This is a genomic window from Arthrobacter sp. PvP103, from assembly GCF_017833075.1.
Taxonomy (GTDB): domain Bacteria; phylum Actinomycetota; class Actinomycetes; order Actinomycetales; family Micrococcaceae; genus Arthrobacter.
The window spans coordinates 3,988,986-4,004,668 of the sequence record NZ_JAFIBQ010000001.1 but is presented as its reverse complement, the minus strand read 5'-3'; the positions used below and the strand labels follow the sequence as shown (position 1 = coordinate 4,004,668).

15 protein-coding genes and 1 pseudogene are annotated in these 15,683 nt (G+C 65.5%); 3 read left to right on the top strand and 13 right to left on the bottom strand.

Annotated elements, in window-relative coordinates; translation table 11 throughout:
- Positions 1–4 precede the first annotated feature (4 nt).
- Together JOE41_RS18300 and JOE41_RS18295 are read right to left on the bottom strand one after the other, a co-directional pair.
- Positions 5–1,123 carry a histidinol-phosphate transaminase gene (locus JOE41_RS18300; protein WP_209753166.1) on the bottom strand — a complete coding sequence of 373 codons (1,119 nt, stop codon included), beginning with the start codon at positions 1,121–1,123 and terminating at the stop codon, positions 5–7.
- Between the two features lie 142 nt (positions 1,124–1,265).
- Positions 1,266–1,766 carry a LysM peptidoglycan-binding domain-containing protein gene (locus JOE41_RS18295; RefSeq protein WP_374068557.1) on the bottom strand — a complete coding sequence of 167 codons (501 nt, stop codon included), beginning with the start codon at positions 1,764–1,766 and terminating at the stop codon, positions 1,266–1,268.
- A gap of 325 nt (positions 1,767–2,091) precedes the next feature.
- Between JOE41_RS18295 and lexA the strand changes: the two genes are divergently transcribed.
- On the top strand, positions 2,092–2,841 hold the full coding sequence (lexA, locus tag JOE41_RS18290; RefSeq protein ID WP_209753165.1) for a transcriptional repressor LexA: 750 nt from the start codon (positions 2,092–2,094) through the stop codon (positions 2,839–2,841).
- A 78-nt stretch (positions 2,842–2,919) separates the two neighbouring features.
- Here lexA and JOE41_RS18285 read toward each other — a convergent pair.
- Both JOE41_RS18285 and hflX read right to left on the bottom strand, forming a co-directional pair.
- Positions 2,920–4,993: pseudogene (locus tag JOE41_RS18285) on the bottom strand (ATP-dependent DNA helicase).
- Positions 4,986–6,554 (bottom strand): GTPase HflX, encoded by a 1,569-nt coding sequence (hflX, locus tag JOE41_RS18280; protein WP_011691327.1) that lies wholly within the window; start codon positions 6,552–6,554, stop codon positions 4,986–4,988. The pseudogene JOE41_RS18285 and the gene hflX overlap by 8 nt, the downstream one beginning before the upstream one ends.
- A gap of 449 nt (positions 6,555–7,003) precedes the next feature.
- On the opposite strand from hflX, the gene JOE41_RS18275 reads away from it, so the two are divergent.
- The gene (locus JOE41_RS18275) at positions 7,004–7,618 is read left to right on the top strand and encodes a class I SAM-dependent methyltransferase (RefSeq protein WP_209746144.1); all 615 of its coding nucleotides are present in this window, start codon (positions 7,004–7,006) and stop codon (positions 7,616–7,618) included.
- On the opposite strand, the gene dapF is transcribed toward JOE41_RS18275, so the two are convergent.
- The 6 genes from dapF to JOE41_RS18245 all read right to left on the bottom strand — a co-directional run bounded on the left by dapF (position 7,599) and on the right by JOE41_RS18245 (position 13,285).
- A complete protein-coding gene (dapF, locus tag JOE41_RS18270) occupies positions 7,599–8,543 on the bottom strand; it encodes a diaminopimelate epimerase (RefSeq protein ID WP_011691325.1) in 945 nt (314 codons plus the stop codon). The two genes, JOE41_RS18275 and dapF, sit on opposite strands and share 20 nt — an antisense overlap.
- An 86-nt stretch (positions 8,544–8,629) precedes the next feature.
- Entirely contained in the window at positions 8,630–9,568 is a 939-nt protein-coding gene (gene miaA / locus JOE41_RS18265) for a tRNA (adenosine(37)-N6)-dimethylallyltransferase MiaA (protein WP_209753164.1), read from the bottom strand.
- Between the two features lie 3 nt (positions 9,569–9,571).
- Positions 9,572–11,140 carry a tRNA (N6-isopentenyl adenosine(37)-C2)-methylthiotransferase MiaB gene (gene miaB, locus JOE41_RS18260; protein ID WP_209753163.1) on the bottom strand — a complete coding sequence of 523 codons (1,569 nt, stop codon included), beginning with the start codon at positions 11,138–11,140 and terminating at the stop codon, positions 9,572–9,574.
- 17 nt (positions 11,141–11,157) lie between these two features.
- Positions 11,158–11,649: a regulatory protein RecX gene (locus JOE41_RS18255; RefSeq protein WP_209753162.1), complete on the bottom strand. Its 492-nt coding sequence runs from the start codon at positions 11,647–11,649 to the stop codon at positions 11,158–11,160.
- A 166-nt stretch (positions 11,650–11,815) separates the two neighbouring features.
- Positions 11,816–12,871, bottom strand: a complete 1,056-nt coding sequence (recA, locus tag JOE41_RS18250) for a recombinase RecA (protein ID WP_011691321.1) — start codon at positions 12,869–12,871, stop codon at positions 11,816–11,818.
- 189 nt (positions 12,872–13,060) lie between these two features.
- Positions 13,061–13,285, bottom strand: coding sequence for a DUF3046 domain-containing protein (locus JOE41_RS18245; RefSeq protein WP_011691320.1), 225 nt, complete (start codon positions 13,283–13,285; stop codon positions 13,061–13,063).
- A gap of 41 nt (positions 13,286–13,326) precedes the next feature.
- On the opposite strand from JOE41_RS18245, the gene JOE41_RS18240 reads away from it, so the two are divergent.
- A complete protein-coding gene (locus tag JOE41_RS18240; protein ID WP_209753161.1) occupies positions 13,327–13,836 on the top strand; it encodes a MarR family winged helix-turn-helix transcriptional regulator in 510 nt (169 codons plus the stop codon).
- A 122-nt stretch (positions 13,837–13,958) separates the two neighbouring features.
- Here the strand turns inward: JOE41_RS18240 and JOE41_RS18235 are convergent, their stop codons facing one another.
- The 3 genes from JOE41_RS18235 to pgsA form a co-directional block, all read right to left on the bottom strand.
- On the bottom strand, positions 13,959–14,402 hold the full coding sequence (locus JOE41_RS18235) for a helix-turn-helix domain-containing protein (RefSeq protein ID WP_043429615.1): 444 nt from the start codon (positions 14,400–14,402) through the stop codon (positions 13,959–13,961).
- 140 nt (positions 14,403–14,542) lie between these two features.
- Complete coding sequence (locus JOE41_RS18230; protein WP_011691317.1) at positions 14,543–15,037, bottom strand: CinA family protein; 495 nt, start codon at positions 15,035–15,037, stop codon at positions 14,543–14,545.
- The gene (pgsA, locus tag JOE41_RS18225) at positions 15,034–15,675 is read right to left on the bottom strand and encodes a CDP-diacylglycerol--glycerol-3-phosphate 3-phosphatidyltransferase (protein ID WP_011691316.1); all 642 of its coding nucleotides are present in this window, start codon (positions 15,673–15,675) and stop codon (positions 15,034–15,036) included. The genes JOE41_RS18230 and pgsA overlap by 4 nt, the downstream gene beginning before the upstream one ends.
- Positions 15,676–15,683: the final 8 nt, after the last annotated feature.

Below are 15,683 nucleotides of genomic sequence, written 5' to 3'. Positions count from 1 at the left end.
CAGTTTAGGCCGGGACGCTGGGCTGGCCGGTCAGGATCAGTTCAAGGGCTTCCAGGAAGGCTGTGGTTTCCGTCTCAGTGCCTGCCGTGACGCGCAAGTGCCCGGGGATCCCAACGTCCCGGATCAGGACCCCGCGGTCGAGCAGCCCCTGCCAGACCTCGTGCGGGTTCTCCAGGCCGCCAAAGAAAACGTAGTTGGAGTCGGACGCGGCAGGCTTCAGGCCCATTCTGGTCAGCTCCGTGACAATCCGGTCGCGCTGCCGCTTGATGTCTTCGACGTCGGCCATCAGTGCCTCGCGGTGGGTCAGGGCAGCCAGCGCAGTGGCCTGGGTGATAGCGGACAGGTGGTACGGCAGCCGCACCAGCCGCAGTGCATCCGCAACCTCGGGCGCGGCAGCCATGTAGCCCAGGCGTGCTCCGGCCAGCGCAAATGCCTTGCTCATGGTTCGGGAGACGATAAGCCGCTCACGGCCCGGAAGAAGGGTGAGGGCGCTGGGCGTGCCGTCGTGCGCGAATTCGTGGTAAGCCTCATCGACGATCACGACGGTCTGGCTGGCCTCGCCTGCCGCATACACGGCCTCCACCACATCCAGTCCCAGCCCGGTGCCGGTGGGGTTGTTGGGTGAACACAGGAAAACGATGTTCGGCTGCAGTTCCCGGACCTGCTGCGCAGCGGATTCGGCACTGAGGCCATAGTCGTCCGCACGCTGGCCGACGATGTATTCGGTGTCGGTCCCGCTCGCCAGGAGGGGATACATGGAGTACGTGGGCGGGAAACCAAGTGCGGTACGTCCCGGACCGCCGAATGCCTGCAGAATCTGCTGCAGCACTTCGTTGGATCCGTTGGCGGCCCAGATGTTCTCCGCACCCAGGCCGTGGCCAAGGTACTCGGCCAGTCGCTCCCGGAGTTCGGTGAACTCACGGTCCGGATAGCGGTTCAGCCCCGCAGCAGCCGCGGTCACGGCCTCGGAAATGGCCACGAGGACATCGGCCGGAACGCCATGGGTGTTTTCGTTGACATTGAGCAGGATGGGAACGTCCAGCTGCGGCGCACCATACGGGGTGAGGCCACGCAGGTTGGTCCGGAGGGGAAGTCGGTTCAGGCGCTCTAGCTGGTCAGTCACTTCAACAGTTTAAGTGAGGGTGGCCGGGGCATTGAAACTGTGACGCTTCCGGCCCGCCGCCGGGGCTTGTCTCCGGCCCGCCGCCGGTGCGGAGCGCGGGGCGTTGGCGGCTGGGCAGGTTCCGGGGCGTCAGCGTCGGGCCTTAGCTTGCGGGGACAAAGATCTGCTGGCCCGGCATGACCCTGCCGCCGTCGAGGTTGTTGAGCTGAACGATATCGGCAACAACGTCCCGGGTGTCTCGTTCCGGCGCCACGGAGCCGGCAATCTCCCACAAGGACTGGCCCGGCTGCACCGTCACCGACACTGTGGGGGTCACGGAAAGCTCGGACGCGGAATCCGCCGCCTTCGCCGGCGAGTTCAGGAAGCCGGCCAGCGAGATCAGCAGCACCGTCAACAGGATCAGCGGCACTCCCACCAGGACGATGCGCCCCCTGCGCGTCAGGCGGAGGGGCGGCTGCGTGGACCTTGCCCTCGCCGCCTTCACGGCTTTCGCCGCGGGACGCTCCTCCCAGTTGAAGCCCTGAATTCCCGGGGCCCCGGCTTCCTGCCCGGTGGAACCCGGAAACTCCGATACGTTATCGCCGCGGCCCCGGCCGGCCGAACCCTTGAAACGCGAACCATGAATAGCGCTTGTTGCTGACATGAACTGAGCCCTCCTGGACCTGACTGTGCTGCCCGGCATGTTCCTGAAGCTGCCATCCGCCCGCCCGGTCTTCGAACATAGGACCGAACCGGGTTTTGGACTAGAACACATATTCGAACGTTGCTTGTTCTTTTCTAGCACTTATTAACGAACATTGTCGAGACTCACTAGAACAAATGTTTGAAAAAGCTGTGGGGCTGGCCTACGTTTGAGCTACAGATCAACCACTTCTGCAGTTGATCAGCAGGGTCTGACATTTTCAGGCCGGAAGTTCCCGGCAGCTGCAGCCACGGAGGCCGGGTGGAACGGAAAGGCGTTGGCGAACATGGCAGCACAAGCCACCGGCGGCAGGGCTACGCAGCGGAGCCAGCAGTCACCAGCGAAGCCGAAGGGCCTCACGGTACGGCAGAAGAAGATCCTGGAAACCATTCAGCGGTCCGTCAACGACAACGGCTATCCGCCGTCGATGCGTGAAATCGGCGACACCGTGGGCCTGGCCAGCCTCTCCAGCGTCACCCACCAGCTCTCGCAGCTCGAGAAGCTGGGCTATCTCCGCCGCGACCCGAAGCGTCCACGGGCCATGGAAGTGCTCATGCCGCTGACCCTGGATGAAGGTACTGCCAAAATCTCAGGTGTAGAGAAGCCTGCGCGGCTGCGCACTATTGGCGGACTGGCCGTCTCCGAACTGGCCACCGCAACCGACACGGCCATGGTCCCCCTGGTCGGCCGGATCGCCGCAGGCGGCCCCATCCTGGCTGACCAGGTGGTGGAGGACGTGATGCCGCTGCCACGGCAACTGGTTGGCCACGGTGAGCTCTTTATGTTGAAGGTGACCGGCGACTCCATGATCGACGCCGCCATCTGCGACGGCGACTGGGTTGTGGTCCGCCGGCAGAGTGACGCGGTCAACGGCGACATTGTGGCAGCCCTGCTGGATGATGAAGCCACAGTCAAAACGTTCCGGCAACGGGACGGCCACACCTGGCTCCTGCCGCAGAACACGCAGTATGAGCCCATCCTCGGCGACCACGCCAACATCATGGGCAAGGTCGTCTCCGTGCTTCGCTCGCTGTAGCCGCTGGGCAGCCCGCTTTCGGGGACCCGTCTTCGGGCCCCCGAAACGGTCAGGTGCCGGCGGCAACGGCACGCGTTGTCAGCCTGTGGCCGCCGCCGTCGGGGCCTGGGCCAACCTCGACAGCGCAGCAACCGCAATCGCCGGATCGGTGGTGGGCCAGAAAGGCGGCAGGGCGGCCCGCAGGAAGCCCCCGTACCGCTCCGTGGACAACCGGGAATCAAGGACAGCCACAACGCCCTTGTCGCCCGTGGAGCGGATCAGCCGGCCGGCTCCCTGCGCGAGCCGGATCGCCGCGTGGGTGGCCGACACCGACATAAAGCCGTTGCCGCCCGCCTGGGCCACCGCCCGGGATCGCGCCGTCATGAGCGGATCGTCCGGCCGCGGGAAAGGAATCCGGTCAATGACCACCAGCCGGCACGAGCCGCCGGGAACGTCGACGCCCTGCCAGAGGGACATTGTGCCGAAAAGGCAGGTGTCCGGCTCGTCCGCAAACTGCCGCACCAGGGCCGTCATCGTTGATTCGCCCTGACACAGGATGCTGACATCCAGCCGCGGGCGCATCGCCTCAGCCGCCTCCTCCGCCGCCCGCCGCGAGGAGAATAGGCACAGTGCTCCGCCGCCGGACGCCCGGATCAGCTTCTCCAGCTCATCCAGGGCTTCGGGCGACGTCCCGCGGCCGGGCTTGGGCAGATGGCTGGCAACGTACAGTATCCCCTGCTTGGGGTAGTCGAACGGGGACCCGACGTCTACGCCGGTCCAGCTGGGAGCGCCCGGCCCCACCAGCCCAAGCCCTCCCGCAGCCGGCTCGAACGCCGCTCCGATCGCGAGGGTGGCTGAGGTGAGGACCACTGTGTGGCCGGCAAAGAGCCCGTCACGGAGCTTCCCCGCCACGCTCAACGGGGCGATGTTGATCAAGGCCGGTGCTGCGTCGTCCGGCTGCGAATAGCCTTGCTGCGGGTCAAAAGTGCTGTTCCGCGAGAACCAGACCACTTCCCGGTTTTCCCGGGCGGCGATCAGGCGTTCACAGAGCTCGAGGATGACCATAAGGCGTGAGCGCGCAAGCTGGCGACCGCCGTCGGCCGTATTCGCACTGTCACCTTTCGAGTCCGAAAGGGCCGCGCGGCAGGCTTCCCGCAACTGATCGACGCAGTCGAGCTGTTCGTCGTTGAGGCCGTTGGGCAGAAGGCCGCTGGGGACTCCGGCGATGGCCAGTTCAAGGTTCGCAGCAGCGTTATTGAGTGCATCCACCGTGATTCCGGTATTTTTCCGGGCGCCGGAGGCGGCGGCGTGGACCATGGCCACGGACAGCTGGCCGGAGACCGCTCCCGTTACCCGGTCCTGCAGCTCGTGCGCCTCGTCGACCACCACGACGTCGTACTCCGGCAGGACTGCCAGGCCTTCGAAGGCGCTGACGGCCAGCATGGCATGGTTGGTGACCACGACGTCAGCCTCGGCGGCGTCCTGGCGGGCCAGTTCGCTGAAGCACTCGGCAGCCATGGGACATTTCTGCGCGCCCAGGCATTCCATCGACGTGACGGACACCTGCCGCCAGGCACGGTCCGTCACCCCCCGGCATCAGTTCATCCCGGTCCCCCGTGGCCGTTTTCTCAGCCCACTCCCGGAGCCTGACCACTTCCTTGCCCAGCTGCGAGGCCGGACCGCCCAAGGACGCGGCGAAGTGCGGGACGCTGGTGTCCTCGCCCAGGGAGAAGAGCTGTCCCTCCGAAGGCTCTTCGGAGGGGAACCCGCCGTCGAGCTTGTGCCGGCAGACGTAGTTTGCCCGGCCCTTGACGAGCGCGACCTTAACGGGGCGCTCCAGCGCGGGGGTGATGGTTTCCAGCAGCCGGGGAAGGTCCCTGCCCACGATCTGGGTCTGCAGGGCCAGGGTGGCAGTGGACACCAAAGTGGGTTTGTCGCTGACCTGTGAATGCGCAATCAGCGGAATCAAGTATGCCAAGGACTTGCCCGTGCCGGTGCCGGCCTGGACCAGCAGGTGGTCGCCGCTGTCGATAGCGCGCGCCACCTGCCTGGCCATCTCGTGCTGGCCGCTGCGGCTCTGTCCGCCCATGCCGGACACTGCCCGGTCGAGAAGTTCGATGACGAACTCCTCGCCGGCGGAGCCGCTGGTTTCTCCGGCCCCGGGATCAGACATTGCTGATGAAGGATTCCAGTTCAGCGGCGAGCCCTTCGCGCACCATGACGAGGGCGCGGGTGCCCTCCTCCTCATGATCCAGGCGAAGGATTTCGGCGTCCGTTTCGTGGAGTTTGCTGATCAGGTCCCCGCGGTTGTAGGGAATCAGCAGCTCCATCTTGACGCTCGGCCGCGGAATGGATTCGCTGATCGCCTTCAGGAGCTCCGCGATGCCCTGCCCGGTGCGGGCGGAGACCACCACGTGGCGGGGTTCGCGCTGCTTGAGGCGTTCCACGACGAAGGGATCCGCGGCGTCGGCCTTGTTCAGCACGATGATCTCCGGGACCTTGCGTGCGTCCACTTCGCTGAACACTGCCCGAACCGCGGCGATCTGGCCTTCCGGATCGGGATGCGAGACGTCCACCACGTGCAGGATGAGGTCCGAATCGGCCACTTCCTCCAACGTGGAGCGGAACGCTTCCACCAGCTGCGTGGGAAGGGAACGGACGAAGCCCACGGTGTCCGCCAGGGTGTAGCCCAGGCCATCGGCTGTTTCCGCTTTGCGGACGGTCGGATCCAGCGTCGCGAACAGGGCGTTCTCGACCAGGACCCCGGCATCGGTCAGCCGGTTAAGCAGCGAGGACTTGCCGGCGTTCGTGTACCCGGCGATCGCTACGGACGGCACGGAATTACGACGGCGGTTGGCCCGCTTGGTTTCCCGCGCCGGCTTCATCGCGGCGATTTCGCGCCGCAGTTTGGCCATCCTGGTACGGATCCGGCGACGGTCCAGTTCGATCTTGGTTTCACCGGGGCCACGGGAGCCCATTCCGGCTCCTGCGCCGCCCACCTGGCCGCCGGCCTGGCGGGACATGGATTCGCCCCAGCCGCGCAGGCGCGGGAGGAGGTACTCGAGCTGCGCCAACTCCACCTGGGCTTTGCCTTCGCGGCTCTTGGCATGCTGGGCAAAGATGTCCAGGATCAGCGCCGTGCGGTCGATCACCTTGACCTTCACGATGTCCTCGAGTCCGCGCCGCTGTGAAGGTGCCAGCTCGGCATCCACCACTACGGTGTCGGCACCAGTGGACATCACGATGTCCTTGAGCTCCTGGGCCTTGCCGGAGCCGAGGAAGGTACCGGGGTCAGGCTTGGCGCGGCGCTGGACGATGCCGTCGAGGACTTCCGAACCCGCTGTTTCGGCAAGGGCAGCGAGTTCGCGGAGCGAATTTTCCGCGTCGGCGAGGGTGCCTTCGGTCCAGAGGCCGGCCAGCACCACGCGTTCGAGGCGCAACTGCCGGTACTCAACTTCGGTGACGTCTTCGAGTTCGGTGGAAAGGCCGGCGGTACGGCGCAGGGCCCGGCGTTCCTCGAGGTCCTGCTGGTCCCCGTCGAAGATGCTGTGTTCGCTGTCCTGGCGGGAAATCGCCTGGGCCGAACCCAGAACTCCGCGCGGATTTTCCGGGGCGGAGCCGGCGGCACGTGCCGGGACATCCTTGGACAGAATCCGGTCGATGACAGCCTGGATTTCCTCAGGACTCATGTCCTGGGAGGCTGAATCTGATCCGGTATTGGGCTGGTTGGTCATGTTCTCCTTTGAAGATTCGACACTTTCAGAATAATGCTGATTGTTTGTCTGCGGGGCGGTATTCGCGCTGGGCTGACGACTATGGGTCATTCGGGCTCCTGGAATGCCGGCGGCTGCGGGGCAGCGGGCGGCTGTACGGGCGGTAACGGAGGCGGACGCCTGGAAGGCAGTCGGGGGTTGCGGATGCGCCTGTCCTGAGGGGATGCGCATGGTCAGATGATCAGCATTGCTGGACTCCAAGTAGTACGGGCGGGATGTCAGGCCGGAGAATCACGGCAGGACGGCGCACAGAGCGGAAGGTGAATACCTGCGTCGCTGCGGGACGGGCTGTGGCCCGTGCCGGCTACTCGAAGATCAAGAACATGGATTAAACACTAGCAGACCGGTGTCCGTGCTCGGTTCCCGTCCCCGTTTCCCATCGGCGCGTACGGCAACTAATCTGGCGAGTTATGGAGTCTGCACACTATTTCAGCGCCCAACCCGCCGGGCCGTTCACACGCAAGCCGCTAACCGTGGAACTTGCCGGTGAAACCCGCAGGCTGCAGACGTCCGGCGGCATCTTCAGCCCCGACGGTATCGACAAGGGAACTGCCGTGCTGCTGGCCGACGTGCCGGCCCCTTCACCCCAGGGCAACCTGCTGGACATCGGCTGCGGCTGGGGTCCGATCGCCCTGACCATGGCCCTCCGGGCGCCCCATTCGCATGTCTACGCCGTGGACGTGAACGAACGCTGCGTGGCGCTGACGAATGAAAATGCCGGCCTGCTGGGCTTGAACAACGTGACCGCGAGCCTGCCTGACGACGTCGATCCCGGCCTCCGCTTCGACACGATCTGGTCCAATCCCCCCATCCGGATCGGCAAGGACGAGCTGCACTCCCTGCTGCTGCTCTGGCTCCCCCGCCTGGCGCCGGGCGGATCCGCCTGGCTGGTGGTCCAGAAGAACCTGGGCTCGGATTCGCTGCAGCGCTGGCTGGGCGCCGAACTGGACAGCAGCTTTACCGTCACCCGGGAAAGCACCTCGAAGTCCTTCAGGATCCTTCGGGTCAGGAAAGCGTCCCGCTAGCCACGATCACAGCCGGACCGCTGAGCTCCACATGTTCGTGGCCTTCCGGCCCGGCAAAGAACTTCACGCCGACGACGCCGCCGGGAACCTTGACGTTCCAGGCGTCGGGAGCGCCCTGCCCGGCCCAGTGGCGGATGGCCACGGCCGCCGCGCAGGCGCCGGTACCGCAGGACTGCGTCTCCCCTACGCCGCGCTCGTGGACGCGCATGGTGATTGTCCCGACGCCATCGTGGACCAGGGGCTCGGACGGGACGACAAACTCGACGTTGGTGCCGTTGGCCGGCTTGGGATCCACATGCGGTGCTTTGAATAGCTGCGTTGCCTCGAGCTCGCTGAGTTCTGCGAGGGCCACCACGGTATGCGGGTTCCCCATGCTGACGGACAGGGCCGGCCGCGGTACTTCCAGGCCGTCGGCCGTCACGAGCGAGTCCATGGCCCGCGCCGTGGCCTCCCCCGGGAAAATAAATTCCCACGGGCCCATGTCCACGGCGTAGCCGTCGTCGGTCCGCACCACCGTTTTCGCGCCCGCGCGTGTTCCGATTGTCAGGGCATCGCCCACGTCCAGGCGGACAAGGCCTTGGGCGACGAGGAAGTGCACGAACACCCGCACGCCGTTGCCGCACATTTCCGACAGGGACCCGTCGCCGTTGCGGTAGTCCATGAACCATTCGGCATCCGGGTGGACTGCCTGCAGCTCACGCCCTTCGGGAAGGTAGCGCGACGGCACGGCGCGGATCAGCCCGTCGCCGCCGATGCCGCGGTGGCGGTCGCAGAGTTCCGCCACCTGTTCGGGAGCAATCGGCCAGGTAGCCTCGGGGTCGGCGACGAGCACGAAATCGTTGCCGGTGCCGTGGCCCTTGGAGAAGGCCAGGCCGCTCAGCCCCTGGAGTGTGCGGTCAGGGGCGGGTGCAAGGGTTTCGTCCATGGTCCAAGGTTACCGTCACGGCGGGACGGGCCGGAAAACCGTGCGGCCCGAATCCCAATGGACACGCGCCACAGCGCACAGCCTCGTCAGCGGCAGACAGCCAATGCTTTGGCCACCAGGTCCGGGTCCTGCCAATCGAACCAGTGGATGCGGGGGTCTGCCCTAAACCAGGTGAGTTGCCTGCGGGCGAATTTCCGCGTGGCCACGATGGTGTCCTCCGTGGCCTGGCCGGTATCCCATTCGCCGTCGAGCACCTTCAGGAACTGCGAGTAGCCCAGTGCGCGGGAGGCGGTTTTGCCGTGCCTCAGCCCGGCGGCGTCCAACCGTTGCACTTCGGCCTGGAGTCCGTTGGCGACCATGCCGTGAACGCGTTGCGCCAGCCTGTCCTTCAGCAGCTCCCGGTCCACCTCGAGCCCGATCTGGACCGCCGGCTGGTAGTACTCCCGGACGGGCATAAAGGAGCTGAAAGCGCGCCCTGTCAGTTCGAAGACCTCGAGGGCGCGGACAACCCTGCGGGCGTCGCCCAAGCGGGCGGCGGAGACGGGATCGACCGCTTCCAGCCTGCGGCGCAGCGTGGCCAGGCCGGCGTCGTCGAGCTCCTCTTCCAGCCGGCGCCGGATGCCCGGATCCGTGCCGGGAAACTCGAGGACGTCCAGGGCGGCCCGGACGTACAGGCCGGACCCGCCCGCCAGGATTGCCCGCTTCCCGCGCCCGTGGATCTCCGCGATGGTTGCCCGCGCTTCCCGCTGGAAGGCGGACACACTGGCTTCTTCGGTGACGTCCAGGGTGTCGAGCAGGTGGTGCGGGACTCCCCTGCGCTCCTCCGCCGTGATTTTGGCGGTGCCGATGTCCATTCCACGGTAGAACTGCATGGCGTCGGCATTAATGACTTCGCCGTCCAGTTCCAGCGCCAGCGCCACGGCGAGGTCCGACTTGCCGGATCCCGTGGGGCCGACCACCGCGATAACGGGAGGGACGCCCCGAGGCTGCGTTGTGGGGCCGGAGTGCTCCTGCGGGCTGGCCATCGCCTAGCTGCGGCGGACGGGGAGCGCCGGCATGCCGAGGGACACTCCGCCCTTGCCGCCGTTGCTGCCGGCACCGCCGCCGGCCACGGGCGCTCCGCAGGAGTCCGCCTGGGACCTGTCCCAGGCGTCGCCGGCTCGCGAACGGCGCAGGGAGTAGTCTGCCGCCGACGCGGGATCTGCCACCAGGTGGAAAGCCGCGGCTTCGGTGATGGTCACCGTGACAAGGTCACCGGGGCGGGGCTTCTCCGCACCCTCCGGCACCGAGAAGTGCACCAGGCGCTGGTCCTGCGACCGGCCCGACAGGCGGTGTGTTTCCTCGGACTTGCGGCCCGACTGTGCCGTGACCATGACCTCCACCCGGCGGCCCAGCTGGCGGGCGTTCTCCTCGGCGGCGATCCTGTCCTGCAAGGCGGTCAGGCGCTCAAAGCGTTCCTGGACCACGGCCTTGGGAAGCTGGTCAGGCAGGTCGGCGGCGGGGGTGCCGGGGCGCTTGGAGTACTGGAACGTGAATGCCGTGGCAAAACGGGATTTCTCGACGACGTCGAGCGTGGCTTGAAAATCCTCTTCCGTTTCTCCCGGGAAGCCCACGATGATGTCCGTGGAGATGGCCGCATGCGGGATGCGCTCCCGGACCTTGTCCAGGATGCCGAGGAACTTGGTAGAGCGGTAGGAACGCTTCATGTCCTTGAGCACCTTGTCCGAGCCTGATTGCAGCGGCATGTGCAGCTGCGGCATGACGTTGGGTGTTTCGGCCATGGCGTCGATGACGTCGTCAGTGAACGCGGCGGGGTGCGGACTGGTGAAGCGGACCCGCTCCAGTCCTTGGATTTCGCCGCAGGCGCGCAGCAGTTTGGAGAACGCTTGGCGGTCGCCGAATTCCACACCGTAGGAATTCACGTTTTGGCCCAGCAGGGTGACTTCGATGGCGCCGTCGTCCACCAGTGCCTGGATTTCGGCGAGGATGTCGCCCGGGCGGCGGTCCTTTTCCTTGCCGCGCAGGGCCGGAACAATGCAGAACGTACAGGTGTTGTTGCAACCCACGGAAATCGAGACCCAGCCCGAATACACCGAGTCCCGCTTGGTGGGGAGGGTGGACGGGAAAACGTCCAGCGACTCCAGGATTTCCAGCTGGGCTTCGTTGTTGTGCCGGGCGCGGTCAAGGAGTGCGGGCAAGGCTCCGACGTTGTGGGTGCCGAACACGGCGTCCACCCACGGGGCCTTCTTCAGTATTGTTTCGCGGTCCTTCTGGGCCAGGCAGCCGCCCACAGCGATCTGCATGCCGGGGTTGGCCGCCTTGACCGGCGCGAGCATTCCCAGGTTGCCGTACAGCTTGTTGTCGGCGTTCTCCCGGACAGCGCAAGTGTTGAAGACCACCACGTCAGCGTGCTCCCCGGACGCCGGGACGTAGCCGGCATCCTCCAGCATGCCTGCCATCCGCTCGGAGTCGTGCACGTTCATCTGGCAGCCGAAGGTACGCACCTGGTAGGTGCGTTGCGGGGCAGCTGCGGGTGCTGTATCGGTGGTGGCGGAAGTGCTGGTGCCGGACGCTGGGGAGGGAATGGTCAAACTCACCTGTTAAGGGTACCGGTTCACAGGAATTCCGTTGCCGCCCGTTCACCGGCGGCGGCCTCCAGGACCTCCCCCACAATCCGGAAGGCCTGCGAGGGCTGGTATCCCTTCCGGGCGAGCATGGAGGCCAGCCGACGGGTGACTTTGTCCCGTTCGGCCCGCTCCGTGAGGTCCGCTGAGGCCTTCAGCTTGCGTTCAACGAGTTGGCGGGCAGCCGACTCCTCTGCTTCGTCGCTGAGCTGCTCCAGGGCCCGGGCTGCAACGTCCGGCTCGATGCCCTTGTCCGCGAGCTCACGCCGCAGCGCCCCCCTGGCAAGTTTCCGGGTCTGGGACCTGCTCCGGACCCACATGTCGGCAAACTCCGCGTCATCGACGAGCCGGACTTCTTCGAACCGGTCCAGCACGGACTCAGCCACATCGTCCGGAACGTTGCGTTCAGCGAGCTTGCGGGCCAGCTGCAGCCTGCTCTTGGGCGAGTTGGTGAGCTGCCGCAGCACGATAGCCCGCGCCACCGAAGCTGGATCCGGTTCCGAATCCTGTCCAGCCTGCGGCGCCGGGGAAAACCCTGCTCCGGCAAGACCGTCGACTTCCTGCGCGGCGTCGCCGAATTCCGCCGGGCCAGGCTTCCGGGAACGGAACCCTGGCCCGCTGCGCCTGCCTCCCCCGGGCCGGTTTCCCCTAGAAACCGTCAACGGCCTTGAGCTTCGGCGACGCTTCCTTTTCAGCCTCGGCGGGCTTGACGCCGACGCCGAGCTTCTCCTTGATGAGGCGCTCCAGCTCCGCGGCAAGCTCGGGATTGTCCCGCAGGAAGCGCCGGGAGTTCTCCATGCCCTGGCCCAGCTGGTCGCCGTCGTACGTGAACCATGAACCCGATTTCTTGATCAGGCCGTGCTCCACGCCCATGTCGATGATGCCGCCCTCGCGGGAGATGCCCTGACCGTAAATGATGTCGAATTCGGCGATCTTGAAGGGCGGGGCCATCTTGTTCTTGACGATCTTTGCCTTGGTGCGGTTACCCACCGAGTCGGCGCCTTCCTTCAGCGTCTGGATGCGGCGGACATCGATGCGGATGGAGGCGTAGAACTTCAGTGCCTTACCGCCGGTGGTTGTCTCGGGTGATCCGAAGAAAACGCCGATCTTCTCGCGCAGCTGGTTGATGAAGATGGCCGTGGTCTTGGTCTGGCTCAACCGGCCGGTGATCTTACGGAGTGCCTGGCTCATCAGGCGGGCCTGCAGGCCGACGTGGCTGTCGCCCATGTCGCCTTCGATTTCCGCGCGGGGCACGAGGGCTGCCACGGAGTCGATGACGATGACATCGAGGGAGCCCGAGCCGATCAGCATGTCCATGATTTCCAGAGCCTGCTCACCGGTATCCGGCTGCGAGACCAGCAGCGCGTCAGTATCGACACCAAGCTTGGCGGCGTATTCCGGATCCAGGGCGTGCTCGGCGTCGATAAAGGCGGCGATGCCTCCCTGCCGCTGGGCATTCGCGACGGCATGCAGGGCGACGGTGGTTTTACCCGACGATTCGGGGCCGTAGATTTCCACGACGCGGCCGCGCGGCAGGCCGCCAATGCCGAGGGCAACGTCCAAGGCAATGGAGCCGGTGGGGATTACTTCGATGGGAGCACGTACTTCGTCGCCCAGCCGCATGACGGAGCCTTTGCCGAACTGCTTGTCGATCTGGGCCAGCGCTGCATCGAGCGCCTTCTGACGATCCGGGGCTGCCGCCATGGTTCACACCTCTAGTTTTCTCGCTGTGGAGTGGCCTGAGCGGCCCTTTGTCTGTCATCACCGACGCTAACGGTACCCACCGACATTGTTGCCGGATGACATTGCGTATGTGGAAAACGGTCTGAAAAAAGCATAGCCCGACCCGAACAGATATTCGAACAATTCTACGGCGTGTCAGGCCACGGACGCTCAGCTTCGGGTCGGCTTAACGTCCCTGCCGAGACGTCGATCAGCCGGGACGTCCTGCACGTCGCACATGGCAAGCCAGACCTGCCGCGGGGGAACACCCGCCGCCAGTGCCTGGTCAGCCGTCCGCCCGCCCACACCTGCGAGCACCAGGGAACTGCTGAGGACACGGGAGTATCCCGCACCGAACTCGTCGTCCATGAGCCGCCAAAAGTCGCTGATTCGCACGGATAAAGTCTCTCACGCCTGCGGCCAATAGAATGGTTGCCATGAGCAACCCAGCCGTGGAACCCGATGCTTCCGGGGCCACCGAAAACAGCGTCGACGCGGCCCTGCGAACCGTGGAGAACCAGATCAGCCTCTTCTGGCGCCGTGGACGCTCCCTCTCCCAGCAACTCTCCCGGCAGGTCCACCCGGACATGGAGCCGGCGGCCTATGGCCTGCTCACCGTGATCCGCCGTGAAGGTCCCATCCGGCTTACCGAACTGGCAACGTGCATCGGAGTCGGCAAGCCGTCCGTCAGCCGGCAGATCGCGTTCCTTGAGAGCATCGGCCTTGTGTCGAAGGAAGCGGACCCTCTCGACGGCCGGGCCCAGACGATCCGGCTGACGCCCAAGGGTGAGGAAAAGATGCACCAGGTGCAGGACGCCCGGCGTGAGGTTTTCCGTGAGCGGCTCGGGGAATGGCCGGTGGAGGACCTGCAGGCTCTCGCCGCTTACATGGCCAAGCTCAACGCGACCTATGAGCGCGACGGCTTCCCCAAGGATGAGCCGAAGTAGGTCCCGACGGCCGGCGCTCCCGCCGGGCCCGCACAAGCCTCTGGCAGCACGCATCACGACGAGGGGCCTCCGGCACAGCCGGAGGCCCCTCGCGTCTAATACGAAGATCTAATATGTGCGGGTCAGCGGGCGCCCGAGAGCAGTCCCTTGGCCAGTTCGTCAGACAGTTCAGTATTGAGTTCGCGGTCAAGGTAACGCTGCGAGAATTCCTGCGGAACGGTGTCCGGAACAGCAACGCCCTCAGCGACGGCAACGCGGTCGCTGACTTCGCGGAGCATGCTGGACAACGGGACGTCCAGGGCCGAGCAGATCGAAGACAGCAACTCCGAAGAGGCTTCCTTCTGGCCGCGCTCCACTTCACTAAGGTAACCCAGGGAAACCCGGGCACTGTGTGACACTTCGCGGAGGGTACGGCCCTGACGCTGGCGAACGTCGCGCAGCACATCACCGATTTCGTGACGAAGTACTACCATCTTGCGCTCCTTCTGTTCGCTCTTTGCCTGATCGGCGAGGCCCACATCCTTCCAGCGGACAACGCCGTTCACGGATACGGGCTGCTTTACCATCTGTATCGCCTTGCTCCCTCGTACGTCAGGTCCGCCCTCGTCAGGCGAACCATAATTATTTATTCATCCTAGGCGCCTCACTGATTCCGAAGCGACACAATGTAACAACTATTAGGAATCAAATTTTGTTCCCGGCAACTTTACGCCGGGTAAGCCTCGGAAGATAGGGCCTCCAGCAACCGCTCCAAAGCAGCCGCACATGCCTGGCCGCGGATGTCCGCGCGGTTTCCCTCGAAAACGTAACCGAACGACGTCGTACCGTCCGCGGTGGCGATGCCGACGAAAACCGTTCCCACGGCTTTCCCGCCGTGTGGTTCCGGACCTGCGACTCCTGTGGTGGACACGCCAATGTCCGCCCCGCAGACTCGCCTCGCCCCCTCGGCCATCGCTTTCGCCACGTCACCATCGACGGACCCGACGGCGTCGAGCAGTTCGCCGGGGACGCCCAGGACGTCCGCCTTGACGGAATTCTGATAGGACACCACGCCGCCCTGGAGCATGCCCGAGGCGCCGGGGGTGTCCGCGAGTACCGCCGCCACCATGCCTGCAGTCAGCGACTCGGCTGTGGCAACGGTCAGTCCGCGCGAGATGGCACCGGTGACGGCCTGTTCTGCGATGCGGTGCAGATTGCTCATGGCTGCTCTCCTTGTACGTGCTGGCTGGCTGCGCGCCTGCCGTTTGCCCGCAGCTTCAGCGCTTCTACGACGTATTGTCCACCGGTCCAGACGGTGATGGCCACGGCGGCCAGCATCACCAGGAAGGCAACCACACCCAGCCACGGAGCCAGTGACGCGAGCGGGACCACATACAGCAGGATCGCGACGGTCTGCACCACGGTCTTGAGCTTGCCGCCGCGGGACGCCGGGATGACGCCGTACCTGATCACGAAGAACCGCAGTGCCGTGATCCCCCATTCGCGGGCCAGGATCAGGATGGTGATCCACCACGGCAGTTCGCCCAGCAGCGAGAGCATCACGAGGGCGGAGCCGGTGAGCAGCTTGTCCGCGATCGGATCGGCGATCTTACCGAAGTCTGTGATCAGCCCCCTGCTGCGGGCGATGTCGCCGTCGAGCTTGTCCGTGTAAATGGCAACCGCAAACGTCAAGGCCGCGGCCCAGCGCCAGATGCCGTTCTGGCTGTCAAACCCCGGTGCGTCCGCAACGAGGAACCAGACGAAGAAGGGCACCAGGACAATCCGCAGCATCGTCAGGATGTTCGGAAGGTTCCAGATCCCGGAGGAGGAGCCTGAGCTGTTGGCTTCAGTGCTAGTCACTCTCCTAG